The 17012-nt window shown below is 62.9% G+C and carries 14 protein-coding genes; 3 read left to right on the forward strand and 11 right to left on the reverse strand.

The window, feature by feature from the left end; translation table 11 throughout:
- Positions 1-172: 172 nt before the first annotated feature.
- Positions 173-1102 carry a cation diffusion facilitator family transporter gene (locus NKH63_RS24700; protein WP_023719249.1) on the reverse strand — a complete coding sequence of 310 codons (930 nt, stop codon included), beginning with the start codon at positions 1100-1102 and terminating at the stop codon, positions 173-175.
- Between the two features lie 32 nt (positions 1103-1134).
- Positions 1135-3324 carry an anthranilate synthase gene (locus tag NKH63_RS24705; RefSeq protein ID WP_352482052.1) on the reverse strand — a complete coding sequence of 730 codons (2190 nt, stop codon included), beginning with the start codon at positions 3322-3324 and terminating at the stop codon, positions 1135-1137.
- 320 nt (positions 3325-3644) lie between these two features.
- On the opposite strand from NKH63_RS24705, the gene NKH63_RS24710 reads away from it, so the two are divergent.
- A complete protein-coding gene (locus tag NKH63_RS24710) occupies positions 3645-4415 on the forward strand; it encodes an isocitrate lyase/PEP mutase family protein (RefSeq protein WP_352482053.1) in 771 nt (256 codons plus the stop codon).
- 14 nt (positions 4416-4429) lie between these two features.
- On the opposite strand, the gene NKH63_RS24715 is transcribed toward NKH63_RS24710, so the two are convergent.
- The 3 genes from NKH63_RS24715 to NKH63_RS24725 all read right to left on the reverse strand — a co-directional run bounded on the left by NKH63_RS24715 (position 4430) and on the right by NKH63_RS24725 (position 7454).
- A complete protein-coding gene (locus NKH63_RS24715) occupies positions 4430-5479 on the reverse strand; it encodes a M14 family metallopeptidase (RefSeq protein WP_352482054.1) in 1050 nt (349 codons plus the stop codon).
- A 140-nt stretch (positions 5480-5619) separates the two neighbouring features.
- Positions 5620-6996, reverse strand: coding sequence for an FAD-containing oxidoreductase (locus NKH63_RS24720; protein ID WP_352482056.1), 1377 nt, complete (start codon positions 6994-6996; stop codon positions 5620-5622).
- Positions 6993-7454, reverse strand: coding sequence for a DUF4126 domain-containing protein (locus tag NKH63_RS24725; protein WP_352482058.1), 462 nt, complete (start codon positions 7452-7454; stop codon positions 6993-6995). Before NKH63_RS24725 ends, NKH63_RS24720 begins: the two co-directional genes overlap by 4 nt.
- Before the next feature lie 146 nt (positions 7455-7600).
- Here NKH63_RS24725 and NKH63_RS24730 point away from each other — a divergent pair, with 146 nt between their 5' ends.
- Positions 7601-8158 carry a sugar O-acetyltransferase gene (locus tag NKH63_RS24730; protein WP_352482059.1) on the forward strand — a complete coding sequence of 186 codons (558 nt, stop codon included), beginning with the start codon at positions 7601-7603 and terminating at the stop codon, positions 8156-8158.
- A 6-nt stretch (positions 8159-8164) separates the two neighbouring features.
- Here the strand turns inward: NKH63_RS24730 and NKH63_RS24735 are convergent, their stop codons facing one another.
- Positions 8165-9151 (reverse strand): helix-turn-helix domain-containing protein, encoded by a 987-nt coding sequence (locus NKH63_RS24735; protein WP_352482060.1) that lies wholly within the window; start codon positions 9149-9151, stop codon positions 8165-8167.
- A gap of 128 nt (positions 9152-9279) precedes the next feature.
- Here NKH63_RS24735 and NKH63_RS24740 point away from each other — a divergent pair, with 128 nt between their 5' ends.
- A complete protein-coding gene (locus tag NKH63_RS24740; protein ID WP_352482061.1) occupies positions 9280-9927 on the forward strand; it encodes a cysteine hydrolase family protein in 648 nt (215 codons plus the stop codon).
- A 71-nt stretch (positions 9928-9998) separates the two neighbouring features.
- Here the strand turns inward: NKH63_RS24740 and NKH63_RS24745 are convergent, their stop codons facing one another.
- The 5 genes from NKH63_RS24745 to NKH63_RS24765 all read right to left on the reverse strand — a co-directional run bounded on the left by NKH63_RS24745 (position 9999) and on the right by NKH63_RS24765 (position 17000).
- A complete protein-coding gene (locus tag NKH63_RS24745) occupies positions 9999-11678 on the reverse strand; it encodes a formate--tetrahydrofolate ligase (RefSeq protein ID WP_023719240.1) in 1680 nt (559 codons plus the stop codon).
- A gap of 303 nt (positions 11679-11981) precedes the next feature.
- On the reverse strand, positions 11982-13106 hold the full coding sequence (locus NKH63_RS24750) for a DUF2333 family protein (RefSeq protein WP_023719239.1): 1125 nt from the start codon (positions 13104-13106) through the stop codon (positions 11982-11984).
- Positions 13107-13121: 15 nt separating this feature from the next.
- A complete protein-coding gene (locus NKH63_RS24755; protein WP_023719238.1) occupies positions 13122-14426 on the reverse strand; it encodes a DUF6638 family protein in 1305 nt (434 codons plus the stop codon).
- A gap of 109 nt (positions 14427-14535) precedes the next feature.
- Complete coding sequence (locus tag NKH63_RS24760; RefSeq protein WP_084642682.1) at positions 14536-14952, reverse strand: endonuclease domain-containing protein; 417 nt, start codon at positions 14950-14952, stop codon at positions 14536-14538.
- 137 nt (positions 14953-15089) lie between these two features.
- Entirely contained in the window at positions 15090-17000 is a 1911-nt protein-coding gene (locus NKH63_RS24765; protein ID WP_352482062.1) for an AAA family ATPase, read from the reverse strand.
- Between the last annotated feature and the right edge of the window lie 12 nt (positions 17001-17012).

The raw sequence follows: 17012 nt of genomic DNA on the forward strand, positions 1-17012 counted from the left end.
TCCCCCACTTGGGGGGAGATCGGCAGCTTCCTCGCGTCACTCACTCCTGCGACTATGGCTATTGGCAAAAGCCGCGGTGACGGCCAATCTCCCCACTTGTGGGGGAGATGTCCGGCAGGACAGAGGGGGGCGCGAAGGATCACGACTGAGCGATTTTTCTGCGCGAATTGCTTCACGCGAACGGCACGGCCGTCGTGCCCTTGGGCAGTTTCGCTTCGTCGTCGGGCTCGACATGGATGATGACGCGAACCGAAGGAATCTCTGCCCGCAGCGCGTCCTCGATGCGGTCGCAGATGACGTGGCTGGCGCCGACCGACATGTCGGCGTCGACGACCAGATGGAACTCGATGAAGGTGGCGCGGCCGGCGATGCGCGTCTTCAGGTCGTGGACCTCGAGCGCGCCCTTGCAATTGGCAGAGATGATGTCGCGGATACGGATATGTTCCTGGGTGTCGACGGCGCGGTCCATCAGCCCGTTCATCGACGAGCCGATGACGTGCCAGCCCTGCCACAGGATGTTCAGCGCCACGATCACCGCAAGAGCCGGATCGAGAACCTGCCAGCCGGTCAGCACGGCGCCGACCAGGCCAATGAACACACCGACCGAGGTCGCTACGTCGGTCATGATATGCCTGCCGTCGGCAACCAGCGCCGGTGATTTTTCACTCCGTCCGGTGCGGATCAGCGTCAAGGCCCAGACGGCGTTGATGACGGTTGCGACGCCGTTGACGGCAAGGCCGGTCCATGGCTGTTCGAGCGGGGCCGGATGCTGCCACGACCACCAGACCTCGTTGAGGATGAGCAGGGCGGCAAGCACGATCAGCACGCCTTCCAGGACGGCCGAGAAATACTCGGCCTTGTGGTGGCCGAACGGATGGTCCTGGTCGGCTGGCTTGTAGCTGACCTGGATCGCCCAATAGGCGGCGGCCGAGGCAATGACGTTGACGATCGATTCCAGCGCGTCCGAATAAAGCGCAACCGAACCGGTGACGTACCAGGCCACCAGCTTGAGGCCGAGCACGACGAAGGCGACGACGATCGACCAGAAAGCGAGGCTGGCGACCTTCTGCCTGGCGGCTGCTTTGATTTCTGCCGCGGTCACTGGGGAAGAAATCCCAACACTGAGCCCTCGAATTAAGCGGCCTTTTCCTTGGCCTTGCGCGGCAGGTGCGCGACGATGTTCTCGATGATGCGCATGCCGGCATTGTGGCCGAGCGTCATGATCGATTCCGGGTGGAACTGCACAGCGGCGATCGGCTCCTTGCGGTGCTCGAAGGCCATGATGATGCCGTCCTCGGTCTCGGCGGTAACGACAAAACCATCGGGCAGCCGCACCGGATCGGCGAAGATAGAATGATAGCGGCCGACCGTCACCTCCTTGGGCAGGCCGGAGAAGATGATGCCCGGCTTCGACACGCGGATGCGCGACGGCTTGCCATGCATCGGGATGTGCAATTGCCGCAGCTCGCCGCCATAGGCCTCGGCCAGCGCCTGCAGCCCGAGGCAGACGCCGAAGATCGGCAGGTCGCGCGCACGGGCTCGCTTGATGGTGGCGGCGCAGTCGAAGTCCTTCGGCGTGCCGGGGCCGGGCGACAGCACGACCAGGTTTGGCTTCAGCCGGTCGAAGACCTCGTCCGGCACCGGCGTGCGCACCGTCGAGACATTGGCGCCGGTCTGGCGGAAATAGTTGGCCAGCGTATGGACGAAGGAGTCCTCGTGGTCGACCAGCAGGATGTTGACGCCATCGCCGACGCGCGCGGTGCTGCGTTCGGTGCTGGCGGCATTGCCTGACTTGGCGTCGCGGATGGCGGAGATCATGGCGGATGCCTTCAGTTCGGTTTCGGCTTCTTCTTCCTCGGGTATGCTGTCGAAGAGCAGCGTGGCGCCGGCGCGCACCTCGGCAATGCCGTCCTTGATGCGGATGGTGCGAAGCGTCAGGCCGGTGTTCATGTCACCGTTGAAATTGACCATGCCGATCGCCCCGCCATACCAGGCGCGCGGGCTCTTCTCGTTCTGCTCGATGAAGCGCATGGCCCATAATTTCGGCGCGCCGGTGACGGTCACGGCCCAGGCATGCGACAGGAAGGCGTCGAAGGCGTCCATGCCTTCGCGCAGTCGTCCCTCAATGTGGTCGACGGTGTGGATCAGGCGCGAATACATCTCGATCTGGCGACGGCCGATGACGCGCACCGAGCCCGGCTCGCAGACCCTCGACTTGTCATTGCGGTCGACATCCGAGCACATGGTGAGTTCGGACTCGTCCTTCTTGGAATTGAGCAGCTTGAGGATCTGCTCGCTATCGGAAATGGCATCGTCGCCGCGCTTGATAGTGCCGGAGATCGGGCAGGTCTCGACGCGGCGGCCGTTGACGCGAACGAACATTTCCGGCGAGGCGCCGATCAGATATTCGCCCTCGCCGAGATTGATGAAGAAGGAATAGGGCGAGGGATTGATGCTCTTCAGCTTGCGGGAAATCTCGGAGGGCTGGGTTTCGCAGCGTTCGTAGAACATCTGCCCCGGCACCACTTCGAACAGGTCGCCGCGCTCAAAGCTCGTCATCGCCTTGCGCACCAGCTTGGCATATTCGCCGGGCTCGTGGTCACCGCGCGGCGGGATGCGGTCGGCGGTCCTGAACGGCTCGACGATTTCGTCGCGCGGCAGGCCTTCGGTCGAAAAGCCGTCGCCGGAATAGTCGTAGCGGTCGGTCCAGGCCTTGGTCGAATAATGGTCGACGACGAGGATCTCGTCGGGCAGGAACAGCACGAGATCGCGCTGGCTTGGCTTGCGCTCGAGCTTGTAGTCGACCGGATCGAACTGGAAGGCGAGGTCGTAGCCGAAGGCGCCATAGAGGCCGAGATTGGCGTCTTCCTCGGTTTTGAACAAAGCGGTGATGGCGCGCAGCACGGTGAACACGGAGGGAACGCGGCTGCGTTCCTCTTCGGTGAAGACACGGCCGGGCTTGGCGACCTCGAGGCGGATGAGTTTGTTCGACGTCTCGGCGATCGTGACGTCGTCAAGGCCGGCAAGCACCGTACCGATCACCGGCAAAAGCACCTCGCCACGGCGGTTCAGTGCCTCGATGCGCATGGCGCGGCCGCGTGCCGAGATCACCAGCGGCGGATCGATGATGGCGGTATCCCAGCGCGTATAGCGGCCGGGATATTCGTAATTCGAGGAGAACACGGCGCCGCGGCGCGAATTCAGGCCATCGACATAGCCGTCGATCGCGCCCTCGTAAGGCCGGTCATGGCGCTGGCGGGTAATCGCCACGCCACCCGCGGTGACGAAGCGCTCGGCGCCATTCTCCAGAATTTTCGTCGTCATTGCCGTCTCCATCAGCGTCTTTGGGGCAACGGACCCGGGAATGGCTTGAAAAAAACAAATGGCCGCCCGGACATTCCGCTGCGGCCACCTTCTATTGTCACGCGAACGCGTTCGAACAGGCCGCTGTCAGCGAGCCCACCACCAAATGGTCTTGATCGAACGCATATTCATGGCGAAATCCATAGCCGCGAAAAGCGGTATGCGCAACAGGTTTGAAAATCTGTGGGGTGGCTGCTGCTTTCGCAACCCATGGCACATGGCCAAGACCGGCAGTCCTGCCTAGACTCTGCATTAAACAGCAGGAAGACGGGAAAACATCGATGACCGAGCAGATCGACCGCGCACGGACGTTCCATTCCCTCCATGTCAAGGGAAACCCGATTGTCCTCTACAATGCCTGGGACCCGGGCTCCGCCAAGATCATCGAGCAAGCAGGGGCCAAGGCCATCGCCACCGGAAGCTGGCCGGTCGCGGCCGCTTTCGGATTCGCCGATGGCGAGAAAATCCCGTTGGAACTGGCGCTCGAAAACATCAAACGCATCGTTGCGGCGGTGGATCTGCCGGTAACCATGGACCTCGAGGGCGGTTACGGGGTCGCTCCGGAGGTTGTCGCCCGCAGCGTGGCGCTCGCCGTGCAGGCTGGAGCCGTCGGCTTTAATTTCGAGGATCAGATTGTCGGCGGCAGTGGGCTGCACGACATCGCCATACAGGTGAGGCGGATCGAAGCCGCCGCAGCGGCCGTGAAGACCTCGGGTATTCCGGCCTTCATCAACGCCCGAACCGACATTTTCCTGAAGGCGAAACCGGGTGCGCACGACAAGGCTCTCCTCGATCAGGCGATCGAGCGGGCGCACGCCTACGAAAGGGCCGGAGCGCATGGCTTCTTTGCGCCGGGGCTTGCCGATGAAGGCCTGATCGAGGCGCTCTGCCAGGCAACGGCATTGCCGGTCAACATCATTGCACTGGCGCATGTGCCGCCGCGCCAGAGGCTGGCCGAACTCGGCGTCGCCCGCGTGAGCCATGGTCCGGTGCCTTACCGGCAGATGGCCGAATGGCTGGAGACCAAGGCGCGACAGGCGATTTCGGGGTAGCCTGGCGGGTTGCATCAGTCCTCCAGCGTCCCCGACCTTGCATCGGCACTCTTCCTGTCGCCGACCAGCTTCAAGAGGTCTTCGCCGGCGCGGATGATGCGGCGGGAACGCCGTGTCAGGATGAGGCCGGCCTGAGGCGCCAACACTTCCGTGCGGCCGTCGGGCTCACCCGGCGCGTGGACGATGGTGGCAAGGCGCGCACCCTTGGTGACGCGGTCGCTCGGCTTCACGTGGTAGAGGATCGCGCCCGAACGGGGCGCCGGCATCATCTCGATATTTTCGATCGGCGCGACGAGTCCTCCGAAGCTGCCAGACGCGGGCAGCGCCTGATCCCGGATGACGCCGCGCGCCACCAGCAGCCGGTAAAGCCCTTCGGCGTCGGCGCTGGCGAGGGCGCCGTCGACGTCGAGTATGCCGCGATGTTCGACGGTGGTGGCGACGCGCCGATCGAGGCGCGCGACGTCGGCGGGAACGTTCTGATACGGCATGATCGAGGCGCCTTCGAAGGTGCCGTCGGGATCTTCGTGCCACAGCATCACCGCATCGACGCCCATAGCCGCCGCACAATCCGCCATGGCCGGCCACAGGCTGGTGTGGACGTAGAGGTAGGCGAGGCCTTCATCGTCGCAGTGCAGGTCGAGCACGATGTCGTGGCCGATGGAGAGCTGCAGCAGCCGCGTCTTCAGCCGCTGATCGACCGTGCCGTGCGCCGGCAGGAGCGTGAGGTCGGGCGCGGCGAGCCGCGGAAAGCCGCGATTGAAATTGGTGCGCGTCCCCAGATGGAAGCGGCCCTGATGGTCGCCATAGAGATATTGCGCGCGGCCGATCGGATTGGCCCAGGGCACGATGGTCATATTGCCGCTGATGCGGCCTTCGGCTTCCGCCCTGCTGAGCATCGGCATCAGCGCATCGATGGCAACGACGCCCGGCAATTCGCCGGCATGAAGTGCCGCCTGCAGATAGGCCGAAGGCGCTGTCTTGTCCGTTCCGGTGAAGCGGAAGACGGGGAATTCGTAGGAAACGCCCTCGCTGTCGCCGGCGATGCGTTCGATGGATTTCTGCATGGACTGTCTCCAGGAAACGAGACCGAACACATGCCCTTTCGCCAATACACTGTCGATTGGTCCAGCTTTTCGCGCTATGGGCGCACGGCTCTATCCGGGCCTGGCGCTCAAAGGATCGCGAGATAACGCCTGCGCCCGGCCTATGCCAGCGGCTTCAATTCCTGGGCGATGGTCGGCAGAAGCTCCGAGACGTTCGGGTGGATGTGCACCGCGCGCGCCAGCGTACTGACCGGCGCCTTGGCATACATCAGATCGAGCACGCAGTGCACTGCCTCGTCGCCACCCGGGCCGAGCACCGAACAGCCGAGGATTTCCTTGGTGTCGGCATCGACCAGGATCTTCATGAAGCCTTGCGTCTCACCTTTTTCGACGGCACGGCTGACGCGGGTCATTGGCCGCTGGCCGACAAGGGCGCGGCGGCCGGATTTCCTTACCGCGGCTTCGGTCATGCCGCAGCGGCCGAGTGGTGGGTCGATATAGAGCGCATAGGCCTCGATGCGGTCGCTGACCTTGCGCGGATCGTTGTCGAGCAGGTTGGCGGCGACAATCTCGTAGTCATTGTACGAGGTGTGGGTGAAGGCGCCCTTGCCGTTGCAGTCGCCCATCGCCCAGATGCCGGGCACGCTGGTGCGCAGCTGGTCGTCGACGACGATGAAGCCGCGTTTGTCGACCTCGACGCCGGCTTTGTCGAGGCCGAGATCGTCGGTGTTTGGCGTGCGGCCCAGGGCCAGCAGCACATGCGAGCCGACCGCAGCCGCCTTGCCTGGCGAGAAGGTCACGGCGATTTCGTTGCCTCGCCTGGCGAAGCGGATATCGTCGGCGCCGAGATGGACGGCAATGGCTTCGTTTTCGAGGATCGACAAAATGGCGTCCGAGACGTCATCGTCCTCGCGGCCGATCAGGCGCGGGCTCTTTTCGATGACCGTGACTTCGGAACCGAAGCGGCGGAACATCTGCGCGAATTCGAGCGAGACATAGCTGCCGCCGACGACGATGAGATGGCGCGGCAGCACGTCGAGATCCATCATCGACGAATTGGTCAGGTAAGAAATGCCGTCGATGCCGGGCAGGTCGGGCACCGAGGCGCGGCCGCCGGTGTTGAGGAAGATCTTTTCGGCGCTCAGCAGATCGTCGCCGACGCGCACCGTATTGGCGGTCACGAAGCGCGCATGGCCGCGATAGAGCGTGCATTTGTCCATGCCGGCAATCCAGTCTTCGAGATTGCCGCGGGCATCGTTCGAGACTTTGTCCTTGCGCGCCTTGATCGCCTTGTAGTTGACGCCGACGGGACCGGAGAGCGTCACACCGTAGTCCGCGGCGCAGCGGGCGAGATGCGCGGCATAGGCGCTTGCCACCATCGTTTTGGTCGGCGTGCAGCCGGTATTGACGCAAGTGCCGCCGACCAGCTTTCGCTCGATCAGCGCCACGCTCATGCCGGCCGCATTCAGCCGGCCGGCGAGCGGTGGGCCGGCCTGCCCGGCACCGACGATGATGGCGTCGAATGTCTTTGCCGTCATGCCACCGCCGCCACGATCAGAAGCCCGCCGACGATCGCCACCGCGTCCTCGATGAAGGCGGCGGGCGGGTCCTTGCCGAAGGCGGTGGCCAGGCGTTTACGCGCCTCGGCGCCGCCCAACGTGCCGATCACCGCGCCGACGGCGCCGGCGATCAGGCCGCCGATGGTGGCGCCGCCGGTGGCGCCGATCACCGCGCCGGTGAAAGCGCCCAAGACGATGCGCGTGCCGAATTGCTGCGGCACCTTGCGGCTCGGCGCCGATGGCAGCTGGTCGGTGACCAGTTCGGCGATGGCCAGGATGGTGAAGATGCCGACGGCGATCCAGTGACCCATGAAACTCGCCCAGGTGCCGGTGACCGGCAACCAGCCTAGCCAGGCGCCCCAGGCGACCGCGGCGGGCGCAGTCATGGCGCGAAGCCCGGCAACGATGCCAATCAGGAGTGCAAGAATGTACAGCATGATTGATCCCTCGATGGCCGGCTTGGGACAGGTCCGAGAGAGCAAGCTACCATAGGTCCGGTATTTGACCAGAGGTGGTGTCGCCGCCGGCGCTTCCGTATTTTCACCAGTTGTGCTTGGCAAAGATTGAGACTGGAGTTGCGGCCATGACGGGGAGCGAACGCACGAAAATGGCGGCGGGCGAGTGGTATTGCTGCCTCGACCCGGAACTGGAGGCGCTGCGGATCACGGCACGCGACGCGGTGTTCGAGCACAACAGCCTGCCACCACGACAGCGCGGCGATATCGGGCCTGCCTTGCGGGCGCTGCTCGGCGCTGCAGGCGAGGGCGCCCGGATCGAAGCGCCGTCCCACTGCGCTTATGGCTTCAACATCTTTCTCGGCGACCGCGTCTTCCTCAATGCCGGCTGCACTATTCTCGATACGGCGCCAGTGCGCATCGGCAAGGGAACGCTGCTCGGCCCGAATGTGCAGATCTATTGCGCCGAGCACCACAAGCAGGCTGCGGGGCGACGGGCAGGGCTGGAGATCGCCAGGCCGGTCGAGATCGGCGACAATGCCTGGATCGGCGGTGGTGCCATCATCCTCGGCGGGGTCAGGATCGGCGATGGCGCCATCGTCGGCGCCGGTGCCGTGGTGACGCGCGACGTGGCGGCGAACACCACGGTGGTCGGCAATCCGGCACGGGTAATCAGGAGCGGGTGAGCCGGATCAGCGTGAAGCGCCGCGTCTATCCAAATCGACACTCCTCGAGAATTCGCGCCGGTATTGCACGGGCGAGGTTCTGAGCCGCGCTGCGAAATGCTGGCGCAGCGAGGTGGCGCTGCCGAAGCCGGCCTCGAAGGCAACCGTATCCATCGATTTTTCCGTTGCTTCCAGCAGCCGCTGTGCGAGTTGCACACGCTGGTCGGTCAGCCAGTCGCCGAAACTGGTGCCGATCGTTTTCTGGAAACGGCGCGTGAACGTCCGGCGGGTGAGGCCGGCGAGACCGGCAACGCTGTCCAGACTGTGCGGATCACCCAGGGTTTTGCGCACCGTTTCGAGAGCCTGGGTGAAGCGGTCCGCATTGCCGGTTCTGGCGATGGGACGTTCGATGAATTGCGCCTGCCCGCCCTGCCGATGCGGAGAAAGCACAATCTGCCGGGCAAGGCGAAGCGCTGCCTCCGCGCCGTAACGAGCCCGTACGACGTGCAGGCAGCAGTCAAGCCCGGCGGCGACGCCGGCGGATGTCACGACATCGCCATCGTCGATGTAGAGCACTTCTGGTTCGACGAGAATGTCGGGATAGAGTTCCTGCAGCTGATCCGCGTAGGCCCAGTGCGTCGCGGCTCGCCGCCCCGAAAGCAATCCGGTCGCCGCGACAGCGAACGTTCCCAAGCACAGTCCGACAATCAGCGCGCCGCGCTCGTGCGCGCCAAGCAACGCCTCGATCAGTGTCGTCGGCGGTGAGATCCCGAGATTCTTCCAACTCGGCACGATGACGATGTCGGCATCATCGAGCGCTGAAAGCCCGTGCGGGACGCTGATGGTCAGCCCGGCATCAGTGCGGATCGGCCCGTTCTCAATCGCGCAGACCCGGAAGTCGAAGCGCGGCAGGCCGAGCGTCGTGCGATCCGCGCCGAACACGAGACACGGCACGGAGAGATGAAACGGGCTGATGCCATCGAAGGCGATGGCGGCAACGACAGGATCGGCCATGGGAGCTCCAGCAAAGGGTGACACCGATTGTCCCAATTCTTTCGAACAATGTCAATCGGGACACTTTTTGCGATCCGGCGCCGCGCTTATCGTCCACCCATCAATGCCAAACGGGAAAGGAAAACCCCATGTCGGACCCAGCCAAAGGCAAAGCTCCACGCCGCGCCCTCATCGTCATCGATGTTCAGAACGACTATGACGGCGGCAACCTCGCCATCCAGCATCCGCCGTTCCGCGAGAGCGTCGTCAATGTTGCGCGAGCGATGGACGCGGCCACCGAGGCAGGCGTCAAGGTGGTGGTCATCAAGCAGTTGGCACCGGAAACCTCATCGGTCTTCGCCAAGGGCAGCCATGGCGCCGAGTTGCACCCGGAAATCGCCAGGCGAAACCGCGACCACTACATCGAAAAGAACTTGCCCAGCGCCTTCACCGGCACGGATTTAGAGGAGTGGCTGCGCGCCAACTCTATCGATACGATCACGGTCATCGGCTACATGACGCATAATTGCGATCTGTCCACGGTCATCCATGCCGTGCATATGGGTTTTGAGGTCGAGTTCCTGTCGGACGCGACGGGGTCGTTGCCCTACGCCAACAGCGCCGGCTACGCTTCGGGCGAGGAAATCCATCGCGTCGTGACGATCGTATTGCAGTCGCGCTTCGCGGCCGTTCTCAAAACCGCCGAATGGATCGATTGCCTGAAGACCGGCGTGGTCCCCCAGCACGACACACCCTATGCCTCCAACCAGCGCGCGCTGGCGCGAAGCGCGGCGTAGGAGACTATTGCGAGCAGGCAGAAGGGCGCCGCAGCGTTGCGGCGCCCTTTGCCGTTCGAGCGTTGATATCCTTAGAACAGGCCCTCGATCTGGCCCATTTCGTTCAGGAAGATCTTTTCCGAGGATGGCGCTTTGGGCAGACCGGGCATGGTCATCACCTCGCCGCAGATGATGACGACGAAGCCGGCGCCGGCAGACAGCCTGACCTCGCGCACCGGCACGGTGTGGCCGGTCGGCGCGCCGCGCAGATTCGGATCGGTGGAGAAGGAATATTGCGTCTTGGCCATGCAGACCGGCAAATGACCGTAGCCGGCGTGCTCCCAGGCGTGGAGCTGGTCGCGCACCGATTTGTCGGCGATCGCTTCGGAACCGCGATAGATGCGCTGGACGATGGTGTTGATCTTCTCGAACAGCGGCATGGCGTCGGGATAGAGCGGGGCAAATTGCGACGCGCCGGATTCGGCCAACGCCACGACTCTTTTGGCCAGTTCCTCGATGCCGGCCGATCCCTGAGCCCAGTGCTTGCACAGGATCGCCTCTTCGCCCATCGAGGCGACATAATCCTTCATCGCCTGGATCTCTGCCTCGGTGTCGGAGTAGAAATGGTTGATGGCGACCACGGCCGGCACACCGAACTGGCGGATGTTCTCGATGTGGCGGCCGAGATTCGCACATCCCTTCTTGACCGCCTCGACGTTCTCCTTGCCGAGTTCCTCCTTCTTGACGCCGCCATTCATCTTCATGGCGCGAACCGTGGCGACGATGACCGCCGCTGCCGGCCTCAGGCCGGCCTTGCGGCATTTGATGTCGAAGAACTTTTCGGCACCGAGATCGGCGCCGAAACCGGCTTCGGTGACGACGTAATCGGCAAGCTTCAGCGCCGTCGTGGTGGCAACGACGGAGTTGCAGCCATGCGCGATGTTGGCGAAGGGGCCGCCATGGACGAAAGCCGGGTTGTTCTCCAGCGTCTGCACGAGATTGGGCTGCATGGCGTCCTTCAAGAGTACGGCCATCGCGCCGTCGGCCTTGAGGTCGCGTGCATAGACGGCCGACTTGTCGCGGCGATAGGCAACGATGATGTCGCCGAGGCGCTTTTCGAGGTCCTTCAGGTCGGTCGACAGGCACAGGATGGCCATGACTTCCGAGGCGACTGTGATGTCGAAACCGCCCTCGCGCGGGAAACCGTTGGCGACGCCGCCGAGCGAACAGATGATCTCGCGCAGCGACCGGTCGTTCATGTCCATGACGCGGCGCCAGACGACACGGCGGGTGTCGATGCCGAGCTCGTTGCCCCAATAGATATGGTTGTCGATCAGCGCCGACAGCAGATTATGGGCGGTGGTGATGGCATGGAAATCGCCCGTGAAGTGGAGGTTCATGTCCTCCATAGGCACGACCTGCGCGTAGCCGCCACCGGCGGCACCGCCCTTGACGCCGAAATTCGGTCCGAGCGAAGCCTCGCGGATGCAGACGATGGCCTTCTTGCCGATGCGGTTGAGGCCATCGCCCAAGCCCACCGTCGTCGTCGTCTTGCCTTCGCCGGCCGGTGTCGGGTTGATGGCGGTGACGAGGATCAGCTTGCCGTCCTTGTTGCCCTTCACCGACTTGATGAACTCGGCCGAGATCTTCGCCTTGTCGTGGCCGTAGGGCAGAAGATGTTCGCTCGGAATGCCGATCTTCTGGCCGATCTCCTGGATCTGCTTCTTCCTGGCGCCGCGCGCGATCTCGATGTCGGACTTCACTTCGGCCATGACGGCTTCCCTCTGAATTGAACGGATTCGATTACTGTGGTCGCAAGCCCGGCACTGCAGGCGCGGGCATGTTCTACCCCTGTCGCTGCCGCGGCGTCAACTTTCATGCAACTATGTTTCCTACGAAGAAAGTGCCTCTGCGGTCGGCTGCCCTGCTACAGGTTCTTTTTTCGCGCCGGTCGCCGCGCCGTATAGAAGCCAGAGCAGGCGCGGTTCCGCCGTCTCAAAACAGCCGCGTAATACGCGAAAAGCGACAGAAGCAACGGCGCAAATTCACCAGCGCCGGCTGCGCGGAACAATCCGCTACTGCGTCAGCACGTTGCTGATCTCGACCATGTTCGAGCGGACCCTGAGTATGTAAAACCCCATCGTCGTCAGATGTGTCGGCAACAGCCAGCCGTCCTCGCGGCCATTGGCGATGATGAAGGGCTGGATGCGCAGCGCCGAGACGAATTGCGCGTCCATCGTATCCCACAGGTTCTGCAGGTGCTTTTCCTTGATGACGTCCTCGAAGTCGGCCTGCGCGCCCTTCATCAGCCCGTAATAGGCATAAAGCTGGCCATAGGCGAACCAGAAGCGGTCGTCGGCACGGGTGTCGAACCAGCCATTGTTGTGGTTTTCGGCACGCTCCTTGAGGATCGCCGAGGTCGAGCCGATGTCGGACGAGATGCGGTCGATATACTGCTTGAGATTGTCGGCGCGGGCATCGAACGTGGCCTGGCAGGCTGCCAGACGGGCGTTGAAGGAACGCAGCTTGCGCACCGCGTCGCGATAATAGCTCGGCGTCGGCGTCTTGGGACCAAACGGGTTCAAGCCGAAGTACCAGGTTTCCTCATCGAACTGCAGATTGCCGCGGGCGTCCTGCAGGTCGGCGTCGATCTGCGAGGTGGTGCGGACGCGGCCGAGATTGTCGGCAAGCTCGGTCGCCGTGCGCCGCACCGCCTGGTTGATGCCGCGCTGGAACGAAGCCTTGTTGTCCATGAACGGCGTGTGGTCCCAGTCGATGCCGAACAGGCCGAGCTTGTAGAGGATCATCGACGACACCCAGGCATTCTGGTTGACGTTGAAGTCGGTCAGGTCGGCCGCAACCTGGGCAATGGCTGAATTTCCGCAGGTCTTGGCCGTGTCGGTGCCGGCGCCTGCAGAGACCTGTTCACCGGCGGAGCTGTTGCGCTTTTCGAACGTGTATTTGTCGACGTAATTCGGGTCGAAATTGTTCCACCACTGGGTGGCGTAGAAGAAATTAATGTAGAGGCCGATCAGCACGACGACAGCCAGGCCGAGCACCGCCTTCAGGATCCAGCCGCGTTGCGTGTACCAGCGCCCCGCCCACAGGAACGGCCACAGGATCGCGCCGATGAGCAAGCCGATGCCGCGGCCAATCCACTGGAAAATCCGGGTGAAGAAATTCACGATCGGATCAAGCATGGCGATGTCACCCCCTCAGTCAGTCAAGCCGTAGAGGCGTGTGCGAAACGCCACCTTGTCCTTCAAATATGTGGTTTTCAGAACGTCCACAACATGCGATCGCCAAGCGTCGCTGAAGCCGTCATAATCCCTGTAGAAGCCCGGCTTGTTGAAGACGTAACGCGAGACGAAGTCCTGCGGCACGAAGTCCGAGATCAGCTGGTTGGTCAGCCAGGCGTCTTGATGGTCCGGCTTGGCGCGGATCACCAGGAAGCGCTGCTGCGGGAACACATCCTCTATCTTGAGATGGCCAAGTTGGGCGATCTCGCGCTTGGCGGCGTTGAGGAAGGGAAAATTGCCGTCCCTGGTGATCAGATCGGCGTGGCCGTGGATCCAGGTCTGCAGCCAGACCTTATCGACGTCGGTCAGATTGCGGTCGGGCTCGGCGTCGCGGATCAGGGCGCGCACCACCATTTCGGCGCGATGCTCGAGATAGCCGGAGGTTTCGATCCATGAGGCGCGAGGCAGCTCGATGCGGCCGGTCGAAGCGAGGAACTTGAACACCTTGTCGGCGTCATGGATCGAGAGATAGCTCACCTGCCACGGCCGCGAGCGGCGGAAGCCGGGCGCTGCCGGGTCGCTGATCACCGTCGTCACGTCGGGATCGACGAACACATAGAGCCCGCCGAAATGGCTGGTCCAATAGGCGTTGTGGCGGAAGATCACCTGGTCCGGCACCAGCGCATTCTCGCGGATGTCGCCGCAGACCTTCGCCAGCTCGACCATGTGTGCAAGCATGGCATTGTCGCGCCAGGCATCCGGTTCCTGCTTCAGCCGGTCGACCAGCTTGCCGAGCTCGGCGGCCTTGCCCAGCACGTCCTCGGCCGACAGCACCTTGAACTCGACCTGATTGATCGACAGCAGATCCTCGATGTCGTCGACCTTGGGGACTGAATCCTCGATCTCGCCGTAGATGACGTCCTTGATTGTCAGCGCATCGATGGCGCGCTGGTTCTTCGACATGAACTCGTACATCAGCAGCGAGGTGTTGGAGAAAGCCGTGTGCACCACCGGCAGGTCGATCTGCGACGGCGTCAGGATGATGAAGCGGCGGTTGACCTCGTTCGGATCGAGGTAGCTGTAGTCGCCGCATTCCTCGGCGACCTGCGGCGAAAAGCCGGTACGGTCGATCTCGAAGCTTTTCAGCTTGGTCGGCTTCAGCCCGAAGGCGACCATCGCCTTGTTGTAGCGCTGGATCAGATGCGGCTCGTCGACCGTCAGCAGCCGGCCGTAGATCAGCTCGTTGTCGCGTAGCAGGTCGGGTTTCTTGGCAGGACTCATGCGCGTAGTCCCAACGGATCTTGCGCTGGATGACCGAGCTCCAACGCTGACGCCCCCCTCTCCCCGTTCTTCACGGGGAGAGGGTAAGGGTGAGGGGCAGCACAAACGGTCAAGGACATGTCTCTCCATAGCCTTTGGCGGCGACAAATCGAAGATCCCGCGTTTCGATATGGCGTTCGAGGCGCCCTTCGATCGCAGCCACCACTGTTTCAAGGACTGCTTCCCGCTCCTTCAATACGTCTACGTTCCAAAAGCGAAGGATAGACCAGCCATCGGAGACGATGAAGCGATCTCGGATTCGATCATATTGGCTGCCGACATGCTGACTGCCATCGACTTCGACGACGAGCTGGCAGTCTCTGCAGGCGAAATCGACGAAGTAAGAGCCTATCGGCAACTGCCGTACGAATTTATGGCCGTTCAGTCTGCGGTCGCGCAATTCCAGCCAGAGCGCGGTTTCTGCATCGTTGTCGGATTGACGCAGGCGCCTTGCGCGCTTGGTTGTGTCTATTTCTGGCCCACGCATGCGCTGCCCCTCACCCTTACCCTCTCCCCGTGAAGAACGGGGAGAGGGGGGCGTCAGCGTTTGAGCCACGTCTTTCAGCGTTGCTGTGGGAGCTTATGCATCGCACCGGAAACAGTGCTATCCGGTGAGAAGGAAGATCACGCATTCCACATTCCCTTCTTCTTCAACTCCTCGATCTCGCGGACGGCACGCTCCCGCAGACGGGTGTCGCGGATCATCTTGGTCACCGCCGCATCGTCCGACTTGTCGGAATAGCGGAATTCGGAATCCGCGTAGCGGTTGATCTCCTGCATGACCATGTCCATCGAGAACGGCCCGCGCAGTTCCTCGATCATCGCCTTCTTGTCGTCGTAGCTTTTGTGCATGAAGGCTTCCGGCTTTTCGAACCACTCGTCGGGCAATTCGATGTCCATGGCGCGCATCTTGATCGCGTCGGTGACGTTCTTGATGGCGCGGCCGGTGAAACGCGGCTCGGCATCCTTGATCAAGTGCAGATAGGTGCCGATATCGGCCATCGACTTCGGCGCGCCGTTCTCCTTCATGTAGCGCTCATAGACCTCCATCAGCCCGTCTTCCTGCGGCTTCTCATGCTCCTCGTAAGCCTCCATCACCGCGCGCTGGATTTCCTGAGCGGCATAGAGCTTGTGGTCGCCGAGCGGGATCTTGTGGTTCTTGCCGGCGAGCAGGACGAAGATGTCGATGTAGTCGTCGCGGCTCTGCGGGCCGTCGACCAGCCAGCGGGCGCCGGCGCGCTGGCGCAACGCGTCGTCGACGTTTTCGGGGTAGTTGGAAAACATGCCGAACGAGCAATTGCCGCGCACCACGGTTGCCGCACCGGCAAATGCGTCCATCAGCACACCGGTGATTTCCTGCTGGCCGGCCGAGGCGCGGTCGTCTGAGCGGCGTGCGGCGACCTGGTCGATATCGTCGATGGTGCCGAAGCCGATGACGCGCGGGTTCAGCACATTGTTGATGAACTGGCGGCAGTTCTGGCCGGACTTGCCCTGGTAGGAGGAGATCTGGTCGACGCCGAAATTTTCGTAGGCGAAGGGATAGCCGGCGACCTGGCAGTAACCGTTGACGAGGCCGGCGATCATCTGGATCAGCGTCGTCTTGCCGGTGCCGGGCGCGCCGTCGCCGATAAACGTGAACAGGAAGCCGCCAAGCTCGACGAACGGGTTCAGCTCGCGCTCGAAGTCGTACGCCATCAGCATCTTGGCGAGCTTTACCGACTGGTACTTGGCGATGTGGTTGCCGACGACCTCTTCCGGTTTCTTGAAGGTCATCACCAGCGGTTTTGCCCGCTTGCCAGGGGCGACGTCGAAACCATCGAGGGTAAAATCGTCGACGTCGATGCGGATATGGGCGTTCTCGAACGGGCCGATGCCGTCGAAGCGGCCCTTTCGCGCCAACAGCCCGTCGATGGCTACGCGGGCAAAGGCGCGGGCGCGGGTCATCAGGTCGGCGTCGTCCTTCGAACCTGCTATCGCCCTGTCGAGCCCGGCCACGATCGACTTCACCGCATCCTGCGGGGTGTCGAACAGAAAGTCCGGCTCGGGCGTGTCGTTCGGCGCCTCGCCGTCGCTGTCGATCAGCTGGAACAAATAGGAGGCGAGGCTGAAGGCGGAGATGTAGGCAGAGGCCGACAGCAGCTTCTTGAAGGTGGCAGCTTCGTCGCCTTCGAGCGGCGCGCGGGCGTTTTTCGCCTGCAGGCTTTCGAGGTCGGAGCCTTCGGCAAAGACGTCCGATATGGCCAACGCGATTGCCGCGCCGCGCCGGGTGCGAAACAGCAGCATGTGCTGCGCAATGCTCAGCAACTGGTCGTCGGGATGGACGGCGGCGACGGTCTTGGAAAGCTCGACCTCGCGCGTGCGCCTGACCGAGCCGACCGAGACGGTCGAGACGAAGCGGCGGTTGGTGCCGGCAAGAGCGGTACCGGATTCGCGCGAAGGGTCCTCCAGTACGACGATGCGGGTGAGGAAGCTCTGCGCCGTGGCGCGGTGCTTTTCAATTGCCGCTTCCGAAATCGTTGTCAGGCCGGTGTCCATGGGTACCTCATG

It is taken from the genome of Mesorhizobium sp. M0960, from assembly GCF_040319055.1.
Classification (GTDB): Bacteria; Pseudomonadota; Alphaproteobacteria; order Rhizobiales; family Rhizobiaceae; genus Mesorhizobium.

What these genes read in the sequence shown, in the direction of transcription:
- NKH63_RS24705 (WP_352482052.1), bottom strand. Translation starts at nt 3,324, where the DNA reads ATGACGACGAAAATTCTGGAGAATGGCGCCGAGCGCTTCGTCACCGCG.
- NKH63_RS24710 (WP_352482053.1), top strand. Translation starts at nt 3,645, where the DNA reads ATGACCGAGCAGATCGACCGCGCACGGACGTTCCATTCCCTCCATGTC.
- NKH63_RS24715 (WP_352482054.1), bottom strand. Translation starts at nt 5,479, where the DNA reads ATGCAGAAATCCATCGAACGCATCGCCGGCGACAGCGAGGGCGTTTCC.
- NKH63_RS24720 (WP_352482056.1), bottom strand. Translation starts at nt 6,996, where the DNA reads ATGACGGCAAAGACATTCGACGCCATCATCGTCGGTGCCGGGCAGGCC.
- NKH63_RS24725 (WP_352482058.1), bottom strand. Translation starts at nt 7,454, where the DNA reads ATGCTGTACATTCTTGCACTCCTGATTGGCATCGTTGCCGGGCTTCGC.
- NKH63_RS24730 (WP_352482059.1), top strand. Translation starts at nt 7,601, where the DNA reads ATGACGGGGAGCGAACGCACGAAAATGGCGGCGGGCGAGTGGTATTGC.
- NKH63_RS24735 (WP_352482060.1), bottom strand. Translation starts at nt 9,151, where the DNA reads ATGGCCGATCCTGTCGTTGCCGCCATCGCCTTCGATGGCATCAGCCCG.
- NKH63_RS24740 (WP_352482061.1), top strand. Translation starts at nt 9,280, where the DNA reads ATGTCGGACCCAGCCAAAGGCAAAGCTCCACGCCGCGCCCTCATCGTC.
- NKH63_RS24745 (WP_023719240.1), bottom strand. Translation starts at nt 11,678, where the DNA reads ATGGCCGAAGTGAAGTCCGACATCGAGATCGCGCGCGGCGCCAGGAAG.
- NKH63_RS24750 (WP_023719239.1), bottom strand. Translation starts at nt 13,106, where the DNA reads ATGCTTGATCCGATCGTGAATTTCTTCACCCGGATTTTCCAGTGGATT.
- NKH63_RS24755 (WP_023719238.1), bottom strand. Translation starts at nt 14,426, where the DNA reads ATGAGTCCTGCCAAGAAACCCGACCTGCTACGCGACAACGAGCTGATC.
- NKH63_RS24760 (WP_084642682.1), bottom strand. Translation starts at nt 14,952, where the DNA reads ATGCGTGGGCCAGAAATAGACACAACCAAGCGCGCAAGGCGCCTGCGT.
- NKH63_RS24765 (WP_352482062.1), bottom strand. Translation starts at nt 17,000, where the DNA reads ATGGACACCGGCCTGACAACGATTTCGGAAGCGGCAATTGAAAAGCAC.